General features: G+C 75.0%; 14 protein-coding genes, 6 tRNA genes and 1 pseudogene. 11 read left to right on the top strand and 10 right to left on the bottom strand.

The annotated features are described in order from the left end of the window. The first annotated feature begins 81 nt into the window (after window positions 1-81). From cbiE to cobA, 3 genes are all read left to right on the top strand, one after another. The gene (cbiE, locus tag ACGF07_RS16090; RefSeq protein ID WP_392899118.1) at window positions 82-1,338 is read left to right on the top strand and encodes a precorrin-6y C5,15-methyltransferase (decarboxylating) subunit CbiE; all 1,257 of its coding nucleotides are present in this window, start codon (window positions 82-84) and stop codon (window positions 1,336-1,338) included. A 490-nt stretch (window positions 1,339-1,828) separates the two neighbouring features. Beyond that, entirely contained in the window at window positions 1,829-5,830 is a 4,002-nt protein-coding gene (cobT, locus tag ACGF07_RS16085; RefSeq protein ID WP_392899115.1) for a nicotinate-nucleotide--dimethylbenzimidazole phosphoribosyltransferase, read from the top strand. Between the two features lie 161 nt (window positions 5,831-5,991). Then, window positions 5,992-7,251 (top strand): uroporphyrinogen-III C-methyltransferase, encoded by a 1,260-nt coding sequence (gene cobA, locus ACGF07_RS16080; RefSeq protein WP_350741512.1) that lies wholly within the window; start codon window positions 5,992-5,994, stop codon window positions 7,249-7,251. A gap of 43 nt (window positions 7,252-7,294) precedes the next feature. Here cobA and ACGF07_RS16075 read toward each other — a convergent pair whose 3' ends face one another. After that, the gene (locus ACGF07_RS16075) at window positions 7,295-10,036 is read right to left on the bottom strand and encodes a SpoIIE family protein phosphatase (protein ID WP_392899111.1); all 2,742 of its coding nucleotides are present in this window, start codon (window positions 10,034-10,036) and stop codon (window positions 7,295-7,297) included. Window positions 10,037-10,125: 89 nt separating this feature from the next. Between ACGF07_RS16075 and ACGF07_RS16070 the strand changes: the two genes are divergently transcribed. Then, the gene (locus ACGF07_RS16070; protein WP_392899108.1) at window positions 10,126-10,935 is read left to right on the top strand and encodes a TrmH family RNA methyltransferase; all 810 of its coding nucleotides are present in this window, start codon (window positions 10,126-10,128) and stop codon (window positions 10,933-10,935) included. A gap of 711 nt (window positions 10,936-11,646) precedes the next feature. Here ACGF07_RS16070 and ACGF07_RS16065 read toward each other — a convergent pair. Continuing rightward, a pseudogene (locus ACGF07_RS16065) lies at window positions 11,647-13,086 on the bottom strand (protein kinase); the annotation flags it as partial. A gap of 406 nt (window positions 13,087-13,492) precedes the next feature. Here ACGF07_RS16065 and ACGF07_RS16060 point away from each other — a divergent pair. Continuing rightward, complete coding sequence (locus tag ACGF07_RS16060) at window positions 13,493-13,693, top strand: hypothetical protein (RefSeq protein ID WP_350750171.1); 201 nt, start codon at window positions 13,493-13,495, stop codon at window positions 13,691-13,693. A gap of 339 nt (window positions 13,694-14,032) precedes the next feature. On the opposite strand, the gene ACGF07_RS16055 is transcribed toward ACGF07_RS16060, so the two are convergent. From ACGF07_RS16055 to ACGF07_RS16040, 4 genes are all read right to left on the bottom strand, one after another. After that, window positions 14,033-14,104: transfer RNA gene (locus ACGF07_RS16055), tRNA-Val, on the bottom strand. Window positions 14,105-14,145: 41 nt separating this feature from the next. Continuing rightward, window positions 14,146-14,217 (bottom strand) — tRNA-Val (locus ACGF07_RS16050). Window positions 14,218-14,251: 34 nt separating this feature from the next. Further along, window positions 14,252-14,325, bottom strand: a tRNA-Cys gene (locus ACGF07_RS16045). A 40-nt stretch (window positions 14,326-14,365) separates the two neighbouring features. Continuing rightward, window positions 14,366-14,438 (bottom strand) — tRNA-Gly (locus tag ACGF07_RS16040). 330 nt (window positions 14,439-14,768) lie between these two features. On the opposite strand from ACGF07_RS16040, the gene ACGF07_RS16035 reads away from it, so the two are divergent. From ACGF07_RS16035 to ACGF07_RS16025, 3 genes are all read left to right on the top strand, one after another. Further along, window positions 14,769-15,836 (top strand): chorismate-binding protein, encoded by a 1,068-nt coding sequence (locus tag ACGF07_RS16035; protein ID WP_392899104.1) that lies wholly within the window; start codon window positions 14,769-14,771, stop codon window positions 15,834-15,836. 12 nt (window positions 15,837-15,848) lie between these two features. Then, window positions 15,849-16,679, top strand: a complete 831-nt coding sequence (locus ACGF07_RS16030) for an aminodeoxychorismate lyase (protein WP_350749435.1) — start codon at window positions 15,849-15,851, stop codon at window positions 16,677-16,679. A gap of 132 nt (window positions 16,680-16,811) precedes the next feature. Beyond that, entirely contained in the window at window positions 16,812-17,657 is an 846-nt protein-coding gene (locus ACGF07_RS16025; protein WP_392899101.1) for a GNAT family N-acetyltransferase, read from the top strand. 14 nt (window positions 17,658-17,671) lie between these two features. Here ACGF07_RS16025 and ACGF07_RS16020 read toward each other — a convergent pair whose 3' ends face one another. Next, window positions 17,672-18,172, bottom strand: a complete 501-nt coding sequence (locus ACGF07_RS16020) for a DsbA family protein (RefSeq protein WP_350749441.1) — start codon at window positions 18,170-18,172, stop codon at window positions 17,672-17,674. A 110-nt stretch (window positions 18,173-18,282) separates the two neighbouring features. Here ACGF07_RS16020 and ACGF07_RS16015 point away from each other — a divergent pair, with 110 nt between their 5' ends. After that, window positions 18,283-18,747: a hypothetical protein gene (locus ACGF07_RS16015; RefSeq protein ID WP_392899099.1), complete on the top strand. Its 465-nt coding sequence runs from the start codon at window positions 18,283-18,285 to the stop codon at window positions 18,745-18,747. A 68-nt stretch (window positions 18,748-18,815) separates the two neighbouring features. On the opposite strand, the gene ACGF07_RS16010 is transcribed toward ACGF07_RS16015, so the two are convergent. Together ACGF07_RS16010 and ACGF07_RS16005 are read right to left on the bottom strand one after the other, a co-directional pair. Further along, a complete protein-coding gene (locus ACGF07_RS16010) occupies window positions 18,816-19,385 on the bottom strand; it encodes a CGNR zinc finger domain-containing protein (protein ID WP_392899096.1) in 570 nt (189 codons plus the stop codon). Between the two features lie 408 nt (window positions 19,386-19,793). Further along, window positions 19,794-20,207 (bottom strand): SsgA family sporulation/cell division regulator, encoded by a 414-nt coding sequence (locus tag ACGF07_RS16005; RefSeq protein WP_030056266.1) that lies wholly within the window; start codon window positions 20,205-20,207, stop codon window positions 19,794-19,796. Between the two features lie 429 nt (window positions 20,208-20,636). On the opposite strand from ACGF07_RS16005, the gene ACGF07_RS16000 reads away from it, so the two are divergent. After that, a tRNA-Val gene (locus ACGF07_RS16000) sits at window positions 20,637-20,708 on the top strand. A 212-nt stretch (window positions 20,709-20,920) separates the two neighbouring features. Beyond that, window positions 20,921-20,992, top strand: a tRNA-Val gene (locus ACGF07_RS15995). A gap of 68 nt (window positions 20,993-21,060) precedes the next feature. Here the strand turns inward: ACGF07_RS15995 and ACGF07_RS15990 are convergent. Continuing rightward, on the bottom strand, window positions 21,061-21,828 hold the full coding sequence (locus ACGF07_RS15990; RefSeq protein WP_350736938.1) for an exonuclease domain-containing protein: 768 nt from the start codon (window positions 21,826-21,828) through the stop codon (window positions 21,061-21,063). Window positions 21,829-21,974 lie beyond the last annotated feature (146 nt).

The following is a 21,974-nucleotide window of genomic DNA, read 5'->3' as shown; positions in this document are numbered from 1 at the left end:
ACCACACCCGGTAGCCTCTGCACCGGCGCCGCACAGCCGGCGCGACGAGCCGGGCATCGAGTCGAGGGAGAACGGCCGCAGATGGCTGACCGGATCACGGTCATCGGGTGGGACGGAACGCCGCTGACCGAGGCCGCCGGTGCGGCCCTCGCCGCAGCGACCCTGGTGGCCGGCGCCCCCTACCAACTGGGTGCCCTCCCCGTACCGGACACCGCCGAGCGGATCACCCTCGGCAACATCCAGCAGGCCGCCAGGAGGATCGCCGAGCACCGCGGCGCCGCCGTCGTGGTCGCCGAGGGCGATCCGGGCTTCTTCGGCGTGGTGCGCACGCTGCGCCGCCCCGAGTACGGCCTGGAACTCGAGGTGCTGCCCGCGGTCTCCTCCGTCGCCGCCGCCTTCGCCCGGGCCGGCATGCCCTGGGAGGACGCCCAGGTGGTCAGCGCCCACGGCGGCCGGCTGCGCCGGGCGGCCAACATCTGCCGGGCCCACCCCAAGGTCGCGGTGCTGACCGCCCCGGGCGCCGGTCCGGGCGAACTCGCCCTGATGCTGCGCGGAGTGCACCGGACCTTCGTGGTCTGCGAGGCCCTCGGCACCCCGGAGGAGGACGTCACCGTCCTGACCTCCGACCGGATCGCCGACCACGTCTGGCGCGACCCCAACGTGGTGCTGGTGATCGGCGGCACCGCCCAGGTCGCGGCGGTGGACGAGGCGGCCGGCTGGCTGGCCGGGCGCCCGGTCGGCTACCCCGGCGCGGACCGCGGCTGGGCGCTCCCTGCCGACGCCTACGCGGGCGCCGGGCGCGCGGAGGACGGGGCGGGCGCGTCGGAAGCGCTCCCCGCGCACGTCCGCGCGCTGGTGCTGGCCCGTCTGGGTGCACGTCCGGGGGACCTGGTCTGGTCGGTCGGCGCCGGCAGCGGCGCCCTCGCGGTGGAGGCGGCCCGGTTCGGCGCCGCCGTGGTCGCGGTCGAGGCCTCCAGTTCGGCCTGCGCCCGACTCGCCGTCAACGCCCGCCGGTACGGGGTCGAGGTCGAGATCGTGCACGGGCACGGCCCCGAGGTGCTGGGCGGGCTGCCGGAGCCGGACGCGGCGGTGGTGGAGTCGGGCGGGCCCGAGGTGGTGCGCGCGGTGCTGGCCCGCAAGCCCGAGCGCTTCGTCGCACTGCCCCGCACCTTCGCCGAGGCGGAGGAGGTCCGCCGGGCCATCACCGAGGCCGGCTACCGGGCGGACGGCGCGCTGCTGCAGTCCACCCCGCTGCTGACCGCGGGGGAGGGCGGCGGCCTGGAGCTCGGCACGGACACGGGTGGCGCGCTGCTGCTCTGGGGTGAGCAGATCGTGTGAAGGCCTCGGGTGCGTGCCGGAGCCGCCGCGTGGGCTCGGCGGTGATCCAGGTCGCATCCGGACACTGATTCGAGAGGTCACCGCGCCGGGCCGGTAGTGTGGCGTTCCAGGCGGCTTCAGCCGTTGGCAACCCATCCGATTCGGTCGGTTTGTCACCTTTTTGACGTGGTGCAACCCGCTTCCGCTCGGAGTGTGGGCAATTCGACGGGCCGCGTGCCGGACCTGGAGAATGCCGTAGGGTCCGGTGCGGTCGTACCGGTTGCTCCGGGTTGTCGTTGTTTCAGATGGTGCGCCGTCCTCGCGGGCGGCGCCCGGGCCGGGGTGCCGCAGCGCGCCGGAAGGACGAAGGACTTCGGCCGCAGCGCCTCGGCGCGGCGGCCGCGTGTGGTTGAGGGGCGGGTCGGTTCAGGCCCGGCCCGTGCGGATGGGCGCTGCGGTCGGTGATCGCGTCGCCAAGGGGCGCGGCAGCGGCCTGGAAGGAGCTTTGACAATGACCGATGGCGGCCACGTCCCCGGCGAGGGACTGCCGGAGCACCTGCACGCCGGGCCCGACCCGCTCGGCGGACCGGAGGGCGTCGCGGGCGTTGCACCCCTGCACGGTGTCGCGACGGACGGCGGGATGATCCCCGGCCCGGCGACGCCGGTCGGCGGCCTGCCCGGCGCGGTGCCCCCCGGCTCCGTGCCCCCCGGTTCCGTGTCCCCCGGCGCGGGCGTCATCCCGCAGCAGGGCCAGCCGAACTACACCGTCCCCGGCATGCCGTCCCCGGCCGTCCCGGGCGAGGGCTGGGCCGTCGACCAGGGCGCCGCGCGCCCGGCCTTCCACTTCGTCGACCAGCCGGACGGGCTGGACGACGAGGACGACGTGCTGCTGATGCCCGGCCCGCAGGGCTCCTGGGGCGAGCCGGTGGTGCCCGTCCCGGCCGAGCAGGTGCCGGCGGCACCGCAGCCCGACGGCACCCCGGTCGAGCCGTCCTGGCCGCCGGTGGACCCGCCGGTGCTCGGTGCCGAGCACGGCCAGCAGGTGCACGTCCAGGGCGCTCCGGCGCAGGCGTACGCCCAGCAGCCGGTGACCCAGGCTCAGGCCCAGGCGCCGCGGCGTCCGCTGCACGCCGGTCCGCCGATCCCGGACCCGTCGCTGATGACCGGTCAGGTTCCGGTCCGTTCGCTGGCCGACCGCGGCCCCTCGCAGGGCGGCACGCCCGCGCACGGCATCCCGGTCGTCGGCCGGCCGCCGATGGGCGAGGCCCCGGGGGCCGTCCCCGGCGCCGTGCCGCAGGCCGTGCAGGAGATGCAGCAGGTACAGCAGGCGCAGCAGCAGGCCCAGGTGCCCCAGGCCCAGGGCTTCCAGCAGGTGCCACTGGCCGGGCAGCCGATCGAGAGCCTGATGACCGTCGAGACGGTCGGGGCGATCGAGGTGGTCGAGGTGGTCGAGACGCCGGAGGCCGTCCAGGCCGCCGCCCCGGCCGTCCCGGCCGCACCCGCCGCGCCGGCGTCCGAGGCCGACCAGGCGGCGGTGCACCCGGAGGCCGCGCAGGCCCAGGCCGTCGTGGCCGAGCCCGTCCCCGCGGAGGGCGCCGTCCAGCCGGTGGCCGAAGCGGTGGCCGCCGAGGCCGTTGCTGCGGACCAGGTCGCCGGGGAGCAGGCTTCCGGGGAGCAGGCCGACGTCGAGAACGTTGCGGTGGAGAACGTCGCGGCCGAGAACCCGGTAGGGGAGAACGGCGCCGTCGAGGCGGTCGCCGTCGCGGGCGGGGCCGCCGGGACGGTGCCGGTCGAAGGTGCCGCCGAGGCCGTCGCGACCGTCGGGCAGCCCGAGGCCGCCGCCCCGGCCGGCGGCCAGCCGCGCCGGATCTCCGCCTTCCTCGCCGCGCCCACCCCGCACGGCCTGCCTACGGTCGAGGCCGTCCAGCAGACCCCGGTCGCCGAGGCGGCGGTCCAGGAGCAGTCCACTCCCATAGTGGCCGCCGACGCGCCGCAGGCCGTCGAGGTCGTCCAGGACGCCCAGGCGGCCGAGCAGCCGGGCGAGGCCGCGCCGCAGCCCGCCGCCGAGCAGCCGGCCGCCGAGCAGCCTGCCGAGGCCCGGGCCGCCGAGCCCGTCGCCGAGACCGCGGCCGGCACCGGGGAGATGCCCTCCGGCCAGGCCGTCGAGCAGTCCGCGGCGCAGCCCGCCGAGCAGCCCACCGAGCCGGTCGCCGCCGAGGGCGGGCAGCCTCAGCCGGGGGCCGCCCCGGCGGAGCAGCCCGGCGAGGCCCCGGGCGAGCCGGTCGCCGCCCTGGCCGAGCAGCCCGTCGAGGCCCCGGCTGAGCCGGTCGCCCAGCAGGCCGTCGAGCAGACCGGCGAGGCCGTCGCTCCGGAGGCCCCGGAGCAGGTCGCCGACCAGGTCGTCGCCGAGCAGCCCGCGGAGGCGCCGGCCGCCGACGCCGCAGCCGCCGGGGGACCGGCCGTCGAGGAGCCGCAGGCGGAGCAGCCCGCCGCCGAGCAGCCGGCCGAGGCCGCCGGGGAGAACGCCGCGGTCGCCGAACCGGTGGCGGAGCCGGTCGCGGAGCAGGCCGTCGAGGCCCAGCCCGCCGAGCCTGCCGCCGAGCAGCCCGCCGAGCCCGCCGCCGAAGGCCGACCCGCCGAGGAGCCGCAGGCGGAGCAGCCCGAGCAGTCCGCCGAGGACGCGGGTCAGCCCGGGCAGTCCGCCGAGGACGCGGAGCTCGCCGAGCCCGCGGAGGCCGCCGAGCCCGCCGAGCCGCGCGGCCCCGCCGCCCCCGGTTACGACGAGGCCGGCCGCGAGGCCGTCCACCAGGTGATCCGCGAGCGCCGCGACATCCGCAACGGCTTCCGCCCGGACCCGATCCCGCACGAGGTGCTGATCCGCGTCCTGGAGGCCGCCCACACCGCGCCCAGCGTCGGCTACTCGCAGCCCTGGGACTTCGTCGTGATCCGCTCGGCCAAGACCCGCCGACGGATGCACGCCCTGGCCGAGCGCCAGCGCGAGGCGTACGCGGACTCGCTGCCCAAGGGCCGCGCCAAGCAGTTCCGCGAGATCAAGATCGAGGCGATCCTCGAGACCCCGGTGAACATCGTGGTCACCGCCGACCGCACCCGCGGCGGCCGGCACACCCTGGGCCGGCACACCCAGCCGCAGATGGCCCCGTACTCGGCCGCCCTGGCCGTCGAGAACCTCTGGCTGGCCGCCCGCGCCGAGGGACTGGGCGTCGGCTGGGTGAGTTTCTTCGACGACGAGGAGCTGGTCCGGGAGCTCGGCCTGCCCGAGCACCTGGAGGTCGTCGCCTACCTGTGCGTCGGCTTCGTCGACTCCTTCCCGGGCGAACCCGAGCTGGAGCAGCAGGGCTGGGCCAAGAAGCGCCCGCTGGCCTGGGTGGTCCACGAGGAGCAGTACGGCAACCGCGCGCTGCCCGGCGAGGAGCCGCAGGACCTGCTGGCCGAGACCCTGCGCGGGATCCGCCCGCTGGACGCCAAGGCGCTCGGCGAGGCCTGGGACCGCCAGAAGCGGATGACCAAGCCGGCCGGTTCGCTCGGCATGCTGGAGATCATCTCCGCCCAGCTGTGCGGCCTGTCCCGCAAGTGCCCGCCGCCGATCCCGGAGCCCGCCTGCGTGGCGATCTTCGCGGCCGACCACGGCGTGCACGCCCAGGGCGTCAGCCCGTGGCCGCAGGAGGTGACCGCCCAGATGGTCGGCAACTTCCTGGCCGGGGGAGCGGTGATCAACTCCTTCGCCAAGCAGATCGGCACCGAGGTCTGCGTGGTGGACGTCGGCGTGGCCGCCGAGCTGCCGGACGCCGTCCAGCAGGGCCGCGCCACCGGTCTGCTGCCGCGCAAGGTCCGGCCCGGCACCGGCGACATGACCCAGGGCCCGGCGATGACCCGCGAGGAGGTCCTGAAGGCGATCGAGGTCGGCATCGAGACCGCCCGCGACCTGGTCGCGGCGGGCAACCGGGCACTGGTCACCGGCGACATGGGCATCGCCAACACCACCGCCTCGGCCGCCCTGATCTCGGTGTTCACCGGCCTGGACCCGGCCGAGGTCACCGGCCGCGGCACCGGGATCGACGACGAGACCCACACCCGCAAGATCGAGGTCGTCCGCGCCGCGCTGGCCCTGCACCAGCCCGACCCGAACGACCCGATCGGCGTCCTCGCCGCCGTCGGCGGCCTGGAGCACGCGGCCATCGCGGGCTTCCTGCTGGGCGCCGCCTCGCTGCGCACCCCGGTGGTGCTGGACGGCGTCATCGCCGGTTCGGCCGCGCTGGCCGCCAAGGCGATCGCCCCCGAGGTGCTGGCCGCCTGCATCGCGGGCCACCGCTCCGCCGAGCCGGGCCACCAGGCCGCGCTGGCCAAGCTGGGCCTGCGTCCGCTGATCGACCTCGACCTGCGGCTCGGCGAGGGCACCGGTGCCCTGCTGGCGCTGCCGCTGGTGCAGAGTGCGGCCCGCGCGATGCACGATGTAGCCACCTTCGACTCCGCCGGGGTCACCGAGAAGGCCTGACGACAGCCGTCGACACCTCCGCGGACCGGCCCGAGGGCGCGCCGGTCCGCGGAGCGGCGTACCGCCGCAGCAGCGCCGTACCGCCTCAGCAGCGCCGTGGCGCGCTACCGCCGTGGCGCCGTACCGTTTCCCGACCCTCACCCCGATCAGGAGCACCGCCGATGACCGCGCCCACCCCGCACCCCAGCACCGAGGGCCGTACCCCCTACCCGGTCGGTCTGCTGCTGGCCGGCCGTCGCGTCGTGGTGGTCGGCGGCGGCCAGGTCGCGCAGCGGCGGCTGCCCGCGCTGATCGCCTCCGGGGCCGAGCTGCACCTGATATCCCCGTCGACCACCCCGGCCGTCCAGGCGATGGCCGACGCGGGCGAGCTGACCTGGCACGCCCGCCCGTACCGGGACGGCGACCTGGCCGACACCTGGTACGTCCTGGTCGCCACCGACGACCCGGCGGTCAACGCGGCGGTCAGCGCCGAGGCCGAGCGCGAGCGGGTGTTCTGCTCGCGCAGCGACGACGCCTCGGCCGCGACCGCCTGGACCCCGGCCAGCGGCCGCGACGCGGGCGCGACCGTCGCCGTCCTCACCGGCGACCCCCGCCACTCGGCGGCCCTGCGCGACGCCATCGTCGGCGGCCTGCGGGACGGCTCGCTGGCCTCCCGCCAGTACCGCTCGCACGGCGCCGGCGTCGCCCTGGTCGGCGGCGGCCCCGGCGACCCGGACCTGATCACGGTGCGCGGCCGCCGCCTGCTCGCGGACGCCGACGTGGTGGTCGCCGACCGCCTCGCCCCGCGCGAGCTGCTGGCCGAGCTGCCGGAGCACGTCGAGGTGATCGACGCCTCGAAGATCCCGTACGGCCGTCAGATGGCCCAGGAGGCGATCAACCGGGCACTGATCGAGCACGCCCGGGCCGGGAAGTTCGTGGTCCGGCTCAAGGGCGGCGACCCGTACGTGTTCGGCCGCGGCGGCGAGGAGCTGCTGGCCTGCGCCGAGGCGGGCATCCCGGTGACCGTGGTGCCGGGGATCTCCAGCTCGATCAGCGTCCCGGAGACGGCGGGCATCCCGGTCACCCACCGCGGACTGACCCAGGAGTTCACCGTGATCTCCGGCCACGTCGGTCCGGACGATCCGCGCTCGGTCACCAACTGGCAGGCCGTCGCGGGGATGAGCGGCACCCTGGTGCTGCTGATGGCCGTGGACAAGATCGGTGCGATCGCCGCCGAACTGGTCGCGCACGGCCGCCCGGCCGACACCCCGGTCGCCATCGTCCAGGAGGGCACCACCGCCGCCCAGCGCCGGGTGGACGCCACCCTGGGCACCGTCGCCGCGGTGGTCGAGGCCGAGGGGGTCAAGCCCCCGGCGGTGATCGTCGTCGGGGACGTGGTGAACGTCCTCGCCGCCGCGTTCCGGGACTCGTCCGGGGACTGAGGCGGGCGGTACGGCGCAGTGGGAAGTCGGCCGGTCCGACTTCCTACTCCAACGGCTGCTCCGTCCAGATGACCTTCCCGGTCGCCGTGTAGCGCGTGCCCCACCGCTCCGCGAACTGCGCCACCAGGAACAGCCCGCGCCCGCCCTCGTCCTCGGTCGCCGCGTACCGCAGGTGCGGCGAGGTGCTGCTGCCGTCCGACACCTCGCAGATCAGCGTCCGGTCACGCAGCAGCCGCACCCTGATCGGCGCGGAGCCGTACCGGATCGCGTTGGTCACCAGCTCGCTCAGGATCAGCTCGGTGACGAACGCGGCCTCGTCCAGCCCCCATTCCGACAGCCGCGCCGCCACCTGCGCCCGCACCGTCCGTACGGCCGCCGGGTCGGCGGGCACGTCCCACTCGGCGACCTGGTCCGGCGCCAGCACCCTGGTCTGCGCCACCAGCAGGGCGATGTCGTCCTGGGGGTGCGCCGGCAGCATCGCCCCGAGCACGTCCGCACAGGTCTGCTCGGGCGTGCGCGGCGGCCCTCCGAGCGCCGCCCGCAGCTGCGCCAGCCCCTCGTCGACGTCCCGCTCGCGGTCCTCCACCAGCCCGTCCGTGTACAGCACCAGCCGACTGCCCTCGGCCAGCTCCAGCTCGACGGTCTCGAAGGGCAGCACCGCCAGCCCCAGCGGCGGCCCGGTCGGCAGCTCGGGGAACACCACGCCGCCCTGCGGATCCACCACGGCCGGCGGCGGGTGCCCGGCGCTGGCCAGCGTGCACCGCCGGGCGACCGGGTCGTAGATCGCGTACAGGCAGGTCGCCCCGGCCAGCCCCGAACCCTCGCTGAACGCCGCCTCGTCCTGGTCGATCCGGCTCACCAGCTCGTCCAGGTGCCCCAGCAGCTCGTCCGGCGGCAGGTCCAGGGTCGAGAAGTTGTGGATCGCGGTGCGCAGCCGTCCCATGGTGGCCGCCGCGTGCAGCCCGTGGCCCACCACGTCGCCGACCACCAGCGCCACCCGCGTACCCGGCAGCGGGATCACGTCGAACCAGTCCCCGCCCACCCCGGCCTGGGCCGGCAGGTAGCGGTGCGCCACCTCCAGGGCGTTCTGCGGCGGCAGGCTGCGCGGCAGCAGACTGTGCTGCAGGGTCACCGCCATCGCGTGCTCGCGGGTGTAGCGGCGGGCGTTGTCGATGCACACCGCCGCGTGCGCCACCAACTCCTCCGCCAGCACCAGGTCCTCCGGCTCGAACGGCTCCGACCCCTCCGACCGCCAGAACCGGGCCACCCCCAGCAGCACCCCGCGGGCCCGCAGCGGCACCCGCAGGAGCGAGTGCACGCCGTACGCCAGCACCAGCTCCGAGCGCTCCGGATCCTGCTCCCGCCAGCCGTGCGCCTCGGCCAGCCGGGGCTCCAGACCGGGCGCCCCGCTGTGCAGCGCCCCGGCCAGCGGAGCGGTGGGCACCACGTCCAGCACGGTGCCCACCGGGTAGAACGGCGCCTCGGTGCTGATCCCGGCGAGGGCCGCCCGGCGCATCCGGCCCAGCGAGACGCCCGGCTGCGGTTCCTCACCGAGGTGCACCTGCTCGCCGAGGTCCACCGTGACGAAGTCGGCGAACCGCGGCACCGAGACCTGGGCCAACTCCTCCGCGGTCCGGGTCACGTCCAGCGAGCTGCCCACCGTCACCCCGGCGTCGTACAGCAGCCGCAGTCGCCGCTGCGCGCCCTCGGCCCGGCCGGTGAGCGCCAGCAGCTCGGTGGAGTCGCGGAGCGTGGCGACGCAGCCGGGCGGGCCGCCCGCCTGGTCGGTCAGCCGTACGTTCACGGCGAGCAGGCGCTCACCGGCCAGCACCACCTCGTCGGTCACCCGGCGGTTGGCGGTCAGCAGTTCCAGCGGGGCGGGCTCCAGCCCGAGCTCCGTCACGGGGCGGCCCTCGGCGTCCGGCGGCAGGTCCAGCAGCCGGCGCGCCTCGTCGTTGCAGAGCAGCAGCTCCCCGTCCCCGCCGACGATCATGACGCCCTCGCGCACCGCGTGCAGCACGGCCGCGTGGTGCTCGTACATCCGCGTCATCTCCGCCGGGCCCAGCCCGTGGGTCTGCCGCCGCAGCCGCCGGCTGATCAGCGCCGTGCCCAGGGTGGCCAACCCGATCGCGCCGGCCGCCGAGCCCAGCACCACCGGCAACTGGCGCTCGCTCGCGGTGGAGACGTTGCTCAGCGTGACGCCTGCCGAGACCAGCCCCACCACCGAGCCGTCCGGCGCGTACACCGGGACGACCGCCTGGACGAGGGGTCCGAGCGTGCCGGTGAGGTGCTGGGTCACCACCTGCCCGTGCAGGGCGGGCTCGTAGATACCGACGAACTTCTGGCCGATCCGGGCCGGGTTGGGGTGGGTGTAGCGGATGCCCTGGTTGTTCAGCACCACGATGAAGTCCACGCCCGAGGAGACCCGCGCCGACTGCGCCTTCGGCTGGAGGACCGCGGTGGGATCGGGGGAGAGCAGCGCGTCCACCATGCCCGGCGAGTTGGCGAAGGCCTGCGCGACCGCCACCGAGCGGTTGCGGGCCTCGCGGTCGGCGTCGTTGTGCGACTGCACCACCAGCGCCGCCACGGCCGCCCCCACCAGCAGCAGCACGATGAGGACCTGCAGCGCGAACACCTGTCCGGCCACCGACCGGTGCCGTACCGGTCGCGACCCCTTCGCGCGCGGAAGCTCTTGCCGACCGTGTGGGCGCCCACCGGAGGAGCCGGCGTCGCCGGTGGCACCAGAGGCCGACGGAGCCCAGGATCGGCCCGGGTTTCGGGCCATACGGTCATATTTACACTCCGAGTAGCCCGGGACCACCCCGTACCATCGGCCGTTTGGCCTTCCCCGTCCCGGCTTGGCAAGATCGCAGGGTGTCCGAACCCCGCACCATCACCGACCCGGCCGACCCCCGCCTCGCCGACTACACCGGCCTGACCGACGTCGAACTGCGCCGCCGCCGCGAACCCGCCGAGGGCCTGTTCATCGCCGAGGGGGAGAAGGTCATCCGCCGAGCCCTCACGGCCGGCTACCGGATGCGGTCGATGCTGCTCACCGCCAAGTGGCTGGACGTCATGGCCGACGTCATCGCCGAGGCCGACGCCCCCGTCCACCTGGTCGAGCCCGCGCTCGCCGAAGCCGTCACCGGCTACCACGTCCACCGCGGCGCACTCGCCTCGATGGAGCGCAAACCGCTCCCGGACGCCGCCGACCTGCTCGCCGGCGCCCGCCGGGTCGCCGTCCTCGAAGGCCTGGTCGACCACACCAACCTCGGCGCCATCTTCCGCAGCGCCGCCGCCCTCGGCATGGACGCCGTCCTGCTCTCGCCCGACTGCGCGGATCCGCTCTACCGCCGCGCCGTCAAGGTCTCCATGGGCGCCGTCTTCGCGGTCCCGTACGCCCGCCTCGACCCCTGGCCGGCCGCCCTCACCACCGTCCGCGAGGCCGGCTTCACCCTCCTCGCCCTCACCCCCGCCGACTCGGCCGTCGACCTCGCCGCCCTCGCGCCCCACACCCTCCCCAAGGCCGCCCTCCTGCTCGGCGCCGAAGGCGACGGCCTCACCCCCCACGCCATCGCCGCCGCCCACCACCCCGTCCGCATCCCCATGTCCCACGGCATCGACTCCCTCAACGTCGGCGCCGCCGCCGCCGTAGCCTTCTACGCCGTCACCACCACCCCGTAACCCACCCCCCCCGCGCCGACGCCCGCCCGACTTCCTAAGCCCGCCCCGACCGACAGGCACTTACTGTCCCACACCCACCCCGAGCGACTTCGCCAGCAGAGTCGCGGGGCCGACTTCCCGTGCGCATCAGCCTGCCGGGGAGGTGGGGGGTGGTGGGGCGGCCGCCGGGGGTGGGGTGGTGGGGCCGGAGGAGCCGGCGCCGGGCCAGGACTCGTCGAGGGTGCCGTCCGCGCGGACGGTGTAGCGGGTGGAGGTGACCGAGCCGGTGGCGGCCACGCGTTCCTCCCGGACGACCGCGCTGCCGTCCAGGCGCCAGGTGGCGGTGGCCTGCGGGTCGGCCGTCGAGGTGCGGGAGGCAGTGGCGACGGGGCTGTCCCCGGCGAAGGTGTAGAGCTGGACGAGGTCGACCGGCGCCGAGCCGTCCGCCCGTCGCAGGACGATCACCGTGGCCGGTTGTCCCTTGTACCGGGCCGGCAGCACCGCGCTCAACGCGACTTGCGGCCCGCTCCCGACGGAGCGTCCGTTCTTCAGCGTGATGGAGGCGCCGCCGGCGCCGTCGGGGTAGCTGCGGTTGGGCCAGTCCACCACCGGACCGGGCCCCTGGGCGGGTGCCAGCGTGCCGTCCCCGGCGCCGCCCCGGGCCGTCGCCGGGAGCGGCGTCGTCGAGGCCTGCGGTGCGACGTCCACCGACGTGCCGGGCACCGCCTGTTCCCCGCCGTGGCCACCGGCGCCCGCCGTCGCCGTCTGCCCGACGGGTGGCCGCGCGCCCTGGTTGCTCCGGTTCTCGCAGCCCTGTGCCGCCGCGATGGCCAGCGCCACGCCGATGGTGACGGTGACGAAGACCACCAGGCGCTGCCGCAGCAGGCGCTGCCGTGCCGTGCCGGGCCGACCGCCGGGTGCGGGGGTGTGCTGCCGGTCCCGGGGCCGGGGGCGCCCGGGCGCTGGAGTCTGCGGACGGTCCCGCAGCGGCCGGGTCACCGGCGTGACCTCCGGCCGCTGGACGGGCGCGGCCGCGCGTCGCGCCGGGGCCCCGGCCGCCTGCCCGCCGCGGCCGGCCGTCGCGGCCCTGAGCCGCGAAGGAGCGGCGGGTTCGGGCTGACGCCCCGGCACCGGAACACCCTGCCGGGCACCTTCCGCCGCCGAGTGCGACGCGTGCGCCGGATGCGCCCCGCGCGCGGACTGCGCGCCGGGCGCGCCGTGCCCCCCGTACGGGCCGTGCAGCCCCTGAGCGCCCACCGGGGGAGCAACCGGAGCGCCTCGCCGAGGCCCGCGCCCGCCGCCGCCAGTACCGCCGCCGCCGGCGCCGCCGCTCTCCGTCTCCGCCGCGGTCGCCCCGCGTGCGGCCAACTCGCTGAGCCGGTCGTGCAGTGCGGCCGCGCCGGGCCGCTCGGCGGGCTCCTTGGCCAGGCAGGCCCGGATCAGCGGCGCGAGCTGCGGCGGAACGGCCGACAGGTCGGGCTCCTCGTGGACGACCCGGTAGAGCATCACCTCGGAGGACGCCCCGGACCCGAACGGCGTGTCCCCGGTGAGCGCGTAAGCGAGCGTTGCCCCGAAGGCGAAGACGTCGGTGGCCGGCGTGACGGCCGCGCCGCGCACCTGCTCGGGTGCGAGGAAGCCGGGGGAGCCGACGGCCGTGCCGACGTGGGTGAGGGTGCTGGCGCCGCGGGACCAGGCGATGCCGAAGTCGATGATCCGCGGCCCGCGGGGGGAGAGCAGGATGTTGGAGGGCTTGAGGTCCCGGTGGACGACCCCGGCCTCATGCACCTTGACCAGCCCGTCGGCGAGCGCCGCCCCGATCCGGGCGGCCTCGGGCCAGCTGAGCGGCCCCTCGTCGCCGACCCGCTTGTAGAGCGAGGGCCCGGGTACGTACGCGGTGGCGAGCCAGGGCCGGTCGGCCTCGATGTCCGAACCGACGACCCGGGCGGTGCAGCCGCCGCGGATCCGGGAGGCGGCGGCGATCTCGCGCGCGAAGCGGGTGCGGAACTCCAGGTCCTCGGCGAGTTCGGCGCGGATCAGTTTGAGTGCGACGCGCTGTCCCCGGCGGTCGGAGCCGAGGTAGACCACGCCCATGCCGCCGGCGCCCAGTCGCCGGTGCAGGCGGTACGGCCCGACGATGCGGGGGTCCTCACGCCTCAACCGCATCATCGCCATGTTTCGTTCCCCGTCAGCCCGTGGGTGAGGCCCCGTCGGTTGGGGCATCGTCAGTTCCTGTCTGGCACAGCTTACGGACTGGCCGCTGCGGTGTGCTGATACGCAACACCACAAGCCGCCGTGCGATTGTCGGATCGTGAGCTGAGCTGCAGGTCACAGGGCTGCCGAATCGTTTCTCGGGGTTGCCCCTCAGGGTTCCCCCGGGGACGGGGAAACGCCGCCCTCCCCCTGCGGTAGTAGGCCTTGAGTCTGAGGCTCATCCTCCGGAATGCCCGAGGAACAGTACGACGGCATGACGTCCGCAAGGCCCACCGCGCCATAGCGTTGTCCCCAGCGGTGGACGGGGAGCTCGTCCCCCGAGGTAAGCCGTCCACCGCGCCGACTCGACCGGATCAGGAGCAGGGCCATGGCGATGCAGCAGACGGGAACTCCCCGCCGGCGGCGGCCGGCCTTCATCCAGCCCCAGTCCGCCGAGCAGCCCACCCGGCACCCCGCCGTGGCGCTGGCCATCGCGCTGCCGTGCGCCGTGCTCCTGGTGCTGCTGTTCGGCGGGTGGGACCAGATGGTCAGCCAGGCGGAGGCCGTGGCCGATCTGCTCGGCCGCTGAGGGAGGAGCACCAGGAACGGGCACTGATCCCCTGGGGACGGGGAGCGGTGCCGCCGGGGAGGCCGCGACCGTGATGAGACGCGGACGGGCGAGGAGCGGTGCGCAGAGCACCCCGGCAGGCGGAGACGCCGCGTACGGACGTCGGTGAGGGCGACCGTACGCGGCTCTTCTGCTCTCCTCGCCGCTTCTCACCCTGTCGCGCCGACACTCCTCGTCCCGGCAGTCCTCGTCCCGGCAGTCCTCGCCTTCCCGCCCCGGCACGGCGGCCCCCGCCACCACCGGAACGACGAAAACGGCCGGGGCCGCGAACCCTGCGGTTCGCGGCCCCGGCCGTTACTGTGCGCGATACTGGGATTGAACCAGTGACCCCTACCGTGTCAAGGTAGTGCTCTCCCGCTGAGCTAATCGCGCCTGGTGTGGCGGTCCTGCAGCAGACCCCGAAGGACCCGACGTGCGCGATACTGGGATTGAACCAGTGACCCCTACCGTGTCAAGGTAGTGCTCTCCCGCTGAGCTAATCGCGCGGGGAGGTCTCCCGGTGGAACCGGGGGATCCTCTTGGAGGTGGAGACGGGATTTGAACCCGTGTACACGGCTTTGCAGGCCGTTGCCTCGCCTCTCGGCCACTCCACCAGGCAACACACGAAGAACGATCTTACACTGTTCTCCATCGAGCGGACGACGAGATTCGAACTCGCGACCCTCACCTTGGCAAGGTGATGCTCTACCAACTGAGCCACGTCCGCCTGTCTCCCGGGATCTTCACCGCTTTTCTTCGGCTGCGCTCCCTGGCGACGTGTTGAACTCTAGCGGATTCCCGGGCCAGCTAAAAATCCGTTCCCGCAGCATGCCGAAGGCCTGCCCTCCGGTGTCGCCGCCGCGGCCGCCCGGCGAGGTCACCAGCCGCCACCTGCAGCGCTTCCGGACGGTCATTCGGAGGCCACCCGGCGCACACCCGCGCGACGTGCAGCGCTGCCCGCCCGCCCCCGCACGCCGGGGCGCGAGCCCGGCGGGCCCACGCCCCCCGACCTACACTTCAGGCACCGCCGCCCCCAGCACCACCGCGCAGGAGAACCGTGTCCGGCCACCCCGACCCCCGCACCCCGCTCGCCCGCTTCGGAGGCCGCGTGGCCACCGGACTGCGGGACGTCACCTCGGACCCGGCCGCGCTCGACTCCTCCGGCTACTGGGCCGTCGCCTACGACTTCGAGGGCCGCTTGACCTGCGCCCGCTTCGACGAGGTCCGCCCCGCCCCCGCCCCGCCCTCCGGCGCGGGCTGGCGCGGCCCGGACGCCGGCAGCTGGCACAGCTCGCTGGACCGCGCCGCCTACACGGCGGGGGTCCGCCGCATCCGCGAGCACATAGCCGCCGGGGAGGTGTACCAGGCCAACCTCTGCCGGGTGCTGTCCGCGCCGCTGCCCGACCCCGACCGCAGCGACATCGACGCCCTCACCGGCCTGCTCGCCCACGGCAACCCGGCCCCGTACGCCGGCACCATCCGGCTGCCGGAGCACGGCGTCGAGATCGCCACCGCCTCGCCGGAGCTCTATCTGCGTCGCACCGGCCGCACCGTCTCCTCCGGCCCGATCAAGGGCACCGGCCGCACCGAGCACGACCTCCTGGAGAAGGACCACGCCGAGAACGTGATGATCGTCGACCTGGTCCGCAACGACCTCGGCCGGGTCTGCGAGACCGGTACGGTCACCGTCCCCGACCTGTGCGCCGTGGAGAAGCACCCCGGGCTGGTCCACCTGGTCTCCACCGTCGAGGGCACCCTGCGCGAGGACGAGGGCTGGCCCGGACTCCTCGCCGCCACCTTCCCGCCCGGCTCGGTCACCGGTGCCCCGAAGTCCAGTGCCCTGCGGATCATCGAAGCCCTGGAGACCGCCCCGCGCGGCCCCTACTGCGGCGCCGTCGGCTGGGTCGACGCCGACCGCGGCGAGGGGGAGCTCGCCGTCGGCATCCGCACCTTCTGGCTCGACCGGCGGGATCCGGGGGCGCCCGTCCTGCGCTTCGGCACCGGCGCCGGCATCACCTGGGGCTCCGACCCCGAGCGCGAGTGGGACGAAACCGAACTGAAGGCCGCCCGCCTGGTCGCGATAGCGTCGGGCAGCGCAACCGACCACGAGCCGCACCTCGCCTAGGAGCAGCCCTCCATGCACAACCGCACCACGAGCTGGGTCAACGGGACGCTCGTCGACTCCGCCGACGCCGCCGTGTCCGTCCTCGACCACGGGCTCACCACCGGCGACGGCGTCTTCGAGACCATGAAGACCGTCGACGGCAAGGCCTTCGCGGTCACCCGCCACCTCGACCGGCTCACCCGCTCCGCCCGTGGCCTGGGCCTGCCCGACCCGGACCACGACCTGGTCCGCGAGGCCTGTGCCCGGGTCCTCGAGGCCAATCCCGCCCCGCTCGGCCGCTTGCGGGTCACCTACACCGGCGGGACCTCCCCGCTCGGCTCCGAGCGCGGCACGGCCGGTCCGACCCTGGTGGTCGCCCTCGGCGCCATCGACCGCCGCCCCGACGAGACCGCCGTCGCCGTCGTCCCCTGGCGCCGCAACGAGCACAGCGCCGTCGCGGGCCTCAAGACCACCTCGTACGCCGAGAACGTGGTCGCCCTGGCCGCCGCCCACCGAGTGGGCGCCTCCGAGGCGCTGTTCGCCAACACCGCCGGCCGGCTCTGCGAGGGCACCGGCTCCAACGTCTTCGTGGTCATCGGCGGCCGTCTGCTGACCCCCGCGCTCGACTCGGGCTGTCTGGCCGGCATCACCCGGCAGCTGGTCGTCGACTGGTGCGAGGCCGAGGAGGCCGACCTCCCGCTGAGCGCCCTCCAGGAGGCCGAGGAGGTCTTCCTGACCTCCACCACCCGGGACGTCCAGGCCGTCACCCGCATCGACGACCGCGTGCTGCCCGGCATCGGCCCGGTCACCGCCAAGGCCATGGCCGTCTTCACCGAGCGCAGCGGCGACGACCTCGACCCGTGACCCCTTCGCGGGGGCGGGCGGCCGGGCACCCGGAGGGTGCCACGGGCCGTACGCCGGGCCGGTGCGCCCGGAGGCGACGGGCGGCGACGGGCGGCGCGGATAACCGTCCCGGCGAGGGGAAGGGACCACCACATGACCACCACGCTGCGCCCCGAGGGCCCCGAGACACCCACCGCGGCCGGCGGTCGCACCAGACGCTGGCGGATCCTGGCGAACGGCCGCCCGGTCGGCGCGCTGCGCACCACCTCGACCCGACACGGCAGCCAGTTCTGGGGCGAGATATCGGAGTTGGAGGTCTTCGAGGGGTGCGGCCGCGGGCGCGGCACCTTCGGCGCGCTGGCCGCGGAGGAGGTGCTGCGCGGCTGGGACTGCACCCGGGTGGACGTCAACGTCCCCGAGTGGGCCCCGGTCGCCCGCAGCCTCGCCGCGACCCTCGGCTACACCGAGCGGATGCGGAACCTCAGCAAGAGCCTCACCACCGCGCCCGCGCTGCCCGCCGGCGTCACCGCCCGCCCGATCGACGCCGCGGAGCTCCCGGCCTGGCTCGACCGGGCGGCCGAGGGCTACGTCGTCTCGCTCATGGGCTCCGGCCTCAGCGAGGAGCAGGCCCGTGCCAAGTCGCTGTCGGACCACCGGAACGTGCTCCCGAACGGCGTCGACAGCCCCGGGGTGGCCCTCCGCCGGCTGTACGGCGCCGACGGCGGGCCGGAGCCGCTCGGCTCGCTCTGGGTGGACCTCCACCTGCGTGACCTGCCGGACGGCGCACCGCTCGCCTGGGTCATGGTCGTGGAGGTGTCCCCGGCCCACCGGGGCCGGGGACACGGCCGCACCCTGATGCTGCTCGCCGAACGCGAGTGCCTGGCCGCCGGGGTTCGCGAGCTCGGCCTGAACGTCTTCTCCGGCAACGACGTCGCCGTCCGGCTGTACGACTCGCTCGGCTACCGCGTCACCAACCGCTGCTACGGCAAAGCGCTCTGATGGCTGACGGATCGTCAGGAAGCCTTGGCGGCCTCGATGACGGCGATGATCCGCTCGCGCAGGCCGTCCTGGCTCTGTCCGCCGTCCAGCCGCTCGCCGCCGATCACGTAGGTCGGCGTGCCCTTGACCCCGATCGCCTTGCCCTCGGCCTGGTCGGCGTCCACGGTCAGCATGTGCCGACCGTCGATGAGCGCGGTGTCGACCTCCTCGGCATCCGCCCCGACCTCCCGGGCCACCGCCAGCAGCACCTGCTGCCCGCGCGCGTCCAGCTCCTCGACCCGGGCCAGCAGAGCCTCCACGAACGGCCACCCCAGCCCCTGGGCGAACGCCTCCTCGGCCGCCTCCGCAGCGGCGTAGGCGTGCTTGTGCTTCTCCAGCGGGAAGTGCCGCAGCTGCACGGGCAGCGCGTCGCCGTACCGGGCGCGCAGCGCCCGCACGTCGTCCAGCGCGGTGCGGCAGTCGGGGCACTGGAGGTCGCACCAGAACTCAAGGCGGGGGAGGGAACCATCGATCATTCCCCCAGTGTTCCACTAGTGGGTGCCCACTCCCGCAGGCGGTGCGCCGCCGGCGGACCGACCGGGGAGGCAGCGATGACCAGGACCACCGCGAGCGAGGGGGCACGGTCGTGCTGACCGCGGCGATCAGTTTCCTCCTCACGGCAGCCGGAGTGGCCGTGGCCGGCCTGCGCGCCCGGCGGCGGCGTTTCCGCTCGGCGACGCGCTGGTTCGCGGTGGCCCTGCTGCCCGCGGGGCTCTACCTGACCGGACTCTTCCCGCTGGCCGCCACGATCGGCCGGGAGTTCGCCGACTGGGCGGCGAAGCTGGTCTTCGACCCCCGGGTGTGGACGGGCATCGCGCTGCTCGGCGCCTCCGCCGTCCTGCTGGTCGCCACCCGCTGGGTGGGCCGCCGCGGCGCCGTGGAGGGTGCCGCCGAGCGTCCGGCGGCGGCCGGCCCGGCCCCCGAGCGGCCGGCGGTGGCCCCGCCGCCCAGGACGCCGGGGAAACCGGGGAAGCCGGCCGCGGGTAAGCGGGACGACGGCCTCGGCGACTTCGCCGACATCGAGGAGATCCTCCGCAAACGCGGTATCTGACCGCGGCCGCGCAGTCGGGGCCGGTGCGCGCCGAACCCCACCGCCGGAGCGCGGCCGGGCAGGGTTCGTCAGGCGGAGGCCACGGCCTCCGCCGACCGCTGCCGCGCGCGGTAGGCGGCGACGTGCAGCCGGTTGCCGCAGGTGCGGCTGTCGCAGTAGCGCCGCGAGCGGTTCCGGGAGAGGTCCACGAAGACCCGGGCGCAGTCCGGAGCCTCGCACCGGCGCAGCCGCTCCCGCTCGCCGGCCATCAGGATGAACGCCAGCGCCATGCCCAGCTCGGCCGCGAGGTGGTCCCCGAGCGCGGCGTGCGGGGCGAAGTAGTGGATGTGCCAGTCGTGGTGGTCGTGGTTGACCAGCCGGGGCGTCGTACCGGCTGCCGCGACGATCGCGTTGACCAGCTCGGCGGCCTCCGCGGTGGACTCCGTGGCGAACACCTCGCGCAGCCTGGTGCGCAGCTCGTGCACCCGCCGCAGGTCGTCCTCGGTCAGTGAGTCGATCTCGCTGATCTCCTGGCGGACCACGAAGGCGTCCAGCGCGGCGACGTCCGGCAGCCGCTCGTCGCCGCACACCTCGGGTGCGGTGTTGAGCAGGTCGACGAGGATGCTCAGCGCGCACTCGGTGTCATGGGTGATCAGCACGTTGGGGGCTCCTCGCGCAGGGGGACTCCGGTACCCCGCGTCCACGGTTACCCCAGACCATACCGGCCCTTGCGGCAGAAGGGCGGTGCGTTCTTTCGAAGCCCCGTACGGATCCCGCTGGAGTGTCCTGAAACGTCTGGAACGGGCGGGGGGGGGGGGGGGGGGGGGGGGGGCGGGGGGGGGGGGGGGCGGGGGGGGGCCGCCCGCCCCCGCGGGGGGGGGGCCCCCCCCCCCCCCGCCGGGGCGCCTGCGGTGCTGTGGCCCGCTCCGGTGCGAGCGGGCCATCCACCGGCCCCGAGACCGCGTCGTGCGCGGCTGAGTACGCTGCCGTGCCCCCGAGTAGGACGGCTGCGATGACGGCAGGAGGTTCGGCCCCGCCGACAGCGGGGCTGGACCGCCTCCGGCGGGTCAGCTTTCGGCGAGGATGTGGGACAGCTCCCGGTCGAGGTCGAAGTGACGGTGTTCGGTGCCGGGGGGCACGGCGGCGTCCGTCCGCTTGAGGAACGACTCAAGCGCCCGGGCCGGGGCCTCCAGCAGGGCTTCTCCTTCCGGAGAGCTCAGTGCGATGCAGACCACCCCTTGCCCGTGGCTGCGCGACGGCCACACCCGGACGTCTCCGGTACCGGTGGGTCGGTGCAGCCCCTCCGCGAGGAGATCTCGGGCGAACACCCACTCCACGGTCTCGTCGGCGCCCGTGTGGAACGTGGCGTGTACGGCGTAGGGGTCGGCGGTGTCGTAGCGAAGGCCCGCGGGGACGGGCAGTGAGGACTCGCTGGACACGATGAGGCGCAGGTGCAGCTCGCAGCTGACCGTGGTGTTCATAAGCGCCATGGCCTTTCGCTCAGTGTGCGCTCGGGGAATCGCACGTCGGCGAACGGACCATCCCACCCCCACGACCGATGTAAACCCCTCTGTCCCGATTCCGACGCGAGTCGTACCCCTTACGGCGCATTGCGGAATCGCCCCGGTGTACCCGGCCGGGGCATTACCGGCGGTTCTTCTCGGAGGGGTTTCCCGCGCGGCGTGCAGTCGGCCTGTCCGGGGGCCCCGGGCGGGGCCGGGAACAGGGGAGCGGGTGATGTGGTCATGTCCGACGAGTCGGCTGTGCGGTCGGGGGCCGGCGGCGGCCCGGTCCCGGGCCGGGCCCGTGCCCCGGCCGGGTGTACGGCGCCCGGAGCCCCGGGCCCGGGTCCGGCCCCGGGAGGGTGTTCGGAGCACCCTCCCGGATGCGGTAATGTTTTCCCTGCACCCGGGCGATTAGCTCAGCGGGAGAGCACTTCGTTCACACCGAAGGGGTCACTGGTTCGATCCCAGTATCGCCCACCGGAATGCATTGTGATATGTGAGGCCCAGCCGATTTTCGGCTGGGCCTCACATGTATTTCCGGATTCCCACCCGAAGCGCCGTCAGTAATGCGGCTGAGGGCCAGTCACCTTCCGTGCGGAGTACGAGTTCTGCGGATGAGCCGTCCGCACCCCCGCTGGAGCGAGTTGTACGACCGCCCCCGACCGGTGCTACAGTTCTTCTCGTTGCCCGGGCGATTAGCTCAGCGGGAGAGCACTTCGTTCACACCGAAGGGGTCACTGGTTCGATCCCAGTATCGCCCACCGGACAGCACGCAGGCCCTGACCAGGAAACCGGTCGGGGCCTGCGGCGCGTTCGGGGGGAACCGCCGCTACGCCGCCGCCTCGCAGCCGTGGTCGGGCTCCAGCCGGCGCCCGCAGCCGCACCGGGCCGGCCGCAGCGGCCAGGACAGGTCCACCCGCTCCTGGGCCCCCGAGCGGTCGAACCAGCTCTGCAGCCCCCGCGCCTGTGCCGCGTGCCACACCGCCTGCCGCAGGTGGAGCTCCGCCGCCGTCAGCCCGCCCAGGGCCGCCGGGTAGCGGGCGCCTATGCGCCGGGTCAGCGAGAGCGCGGCCGTCGCGTCCGCCGCGGCGTCGTGCGCCCCGGCCAGGTCGACCCCGTAGTGGGCGCACAGGTCGGTCAGCGTCCGGCGGCCCCTGCGGTAGCGGTCCACGTGCTTGTCCAGCACCCGCGGATCCAGCACCACCAGCGCGGCGCCGTCCAGGCCGCCGGTCAGCGTCAGCCCGTGGTGACGGCGCAACTCCCGGTCCAGCAGCGTCAGATCGTAGGGCGCGTTCATCACCACCACCGGGAGCCCGGCCCGCGCCTGGGCCGCCAGGGCGCGGGTCACCTCGGCCACCACCGCGCCGGCCGGCCGGCCGTGCACCCGGACCTGCTCGTCGGAGATGCCGTGCACCGCGCGGGCGCCGTCCGGGATCGGCACGCCCGGATCGGCGAGCCAGGTGGTGGTCCGCACCGGTGCGCCCGGGGCGAGTTGGACGACGAGCGCGGCCGAGACGATCCGATCGGTCTCGACGTCCACGCCGGTGGTCTCGGTGTCGAAGGAGGCGAGCGGGCCGGTGTACCAGTGCTGCTGCATGACTGCCCCTCAGGCGTGCGTTCCGCGCCGGGGTGATACCCGTTCCTGACGCCCCCTCAACCCGTTTGGCCCAGCTCGGACCGGGGATCCTGCCCACGGGCGTCCCGTCCGGTACCGGGCGGGCCCGGAGCCTGGGGAGGGCGCGG

It is taken from the genome of Kitasatospora sp. NPDC048194 (assembly GCF_043202455.1).
In the GTDB taxonomy this organism is placed as follows: Bacteria; Actinomycetota; Actinomycetes; order Streptomycetales; family Streptomycetaceae; genus Kitasatospora.
The sequence above is the reverse complement of the archived record's forward strand: the minus strand, read 5'-3'. Positions and strand labels throughout refer to the sequence as shown.

Bases quoted from the DNA above. Each gene is read 5' to 3' on its own strand.
- ACGF07_RS15990 (WP_350736938.1), bottom strand. From the start codon at position 21,828: ATGCAGCAGCACTGGTACACCGGCCCGCTCGCCTCCTTCGACACCGAG.
- ACGF07_RS16005 (WP_030056266.1), bottom strand. From the start codon at position 20,207: ATGAACACCACGGTCAGCTGCGAGCTGCACCTGCGCCTCATCGTGTCC.
- cobT (WP_392899115.1), top strand. From the start codon at position 1,829: ATGACCGATGGCGGCCACGTCCCCGGCGAGGGACTGCCGGAGCACCTG.
- ACGF07_RS16020 (WP_350749441.1), bottom strand. From the start codon at position 18,172: ATGATCGATGGTTCCCTCCCCCGCCTTGAGTTCTGGTGCGACCTCCAG.
- ACGF07_RS16030 (WP_350749435.1), top strand. From the start codon at position 15,849: ATGCACAACCGCACCACGAGCTGGGTCAACGGGACGCTCGTCGACTCC.
- ACGF07_RS16075 (WP_392899111.1), bottom strand. From the start codon at position 10,036: ATGGCCCGAAACCCGGGCCGATCCTGGGCTCCGTCGGCCTCTGGTGCC.
- cobA (WP_350741512.1), top strand. From the start codon at position 5,992: ATGACCGCGCCCACCCCGCACCCCAGCACCGAGGGCCGTACCCCCTAC.
- ACGF07_RS16060 (WP_350750171.1), top strand. From the start codon at position 13,493: ATGGCGATGCAGCAGACGGGAACTCCCCGCCGGCGGCGGCCGGCCTTC.
- cbiE (WP_392899118.1), top strand. From the start codon at position 82: ATGGCTGACCGGATCACGGTCATCGGGTGGGACGGAACGCCGCTGACC.
- ACGF07_RS16025 (WP_392899101.1), top strand. From the start codon at position 16,812: ATGACCACCACGCTGCGCCCCGAGGGCCCCGAGACACCCACCGCGGCC.